Here is a 621-nt window from a genome sequence, read left to right on the forward strand (position 1 = left end):
ACTACTACCTGTTGTGATAACCACTACATTGCTCGCTCCACTTTCACCACAACTGTTGATACATGTTGCTGTATAACTTCCTGCTGTGCTTACACTGATGCTGCTGCCTGTGGCATTCGTACTCCATTTCAAACTACCACTGCAACCTGTTGCTGTCAATGTTGCCGTTTCTGCATTACACAAGCTATTCTTGTTCGTTGAAATTACTGGAGCCGCTGGGCTGCTGCTACCTGTTGTGATAACCACTACATTGCTAACTCCACTTTCTCCACAACTGTTGCTACATGTCGCTGTATAACTTCCTGCTGTGCTTACACTGATGCTGCTGCCTGTCGCAGTTGTACTCCACTTCAAGCTTCCTGTACAACCTGTTGCTGTCAATGTTGCCGTCTCTGCATTACACAAGCTGTTTTTGTTCGTTGAAATTACTGGAGCCGCTGGGCTACTGCCTGTTGTGATAACTACTACATTGCTCAATCCACTTTCGCCACAACTGTTGATACATGTCGCTGTGTATGTGCCTGCTGTACTTACACTGATGCTGCTGCCTGTCGCAGTTGTACTCCACTTCAAGCTTCCTGTACAACCTGTTGCTGTCAACGTTGCTGTCTCTGCATTACA

The 621-nt window shown here is 46.5% G+C and carries 1 pseudogene; it reads right to left on the reverse strand.

Annotation, left to right across the window (positions count from 1 at the left end):
- A pseudogene (locus ABR854_RS25795) lies at positions 1-621 on the reverse strand (hypothetical protein); the annotation flags it as partial.

The sequence above is a fragment of the Emticicia sp. W12TSBA100-4 genome (genome assembly GCF_040253585.1).
Taxonomy (GTDB): Bacteria; Bacteroidota; Bacteroidia; order Cytophagales; family Spirosomataceae; genus Emticicia.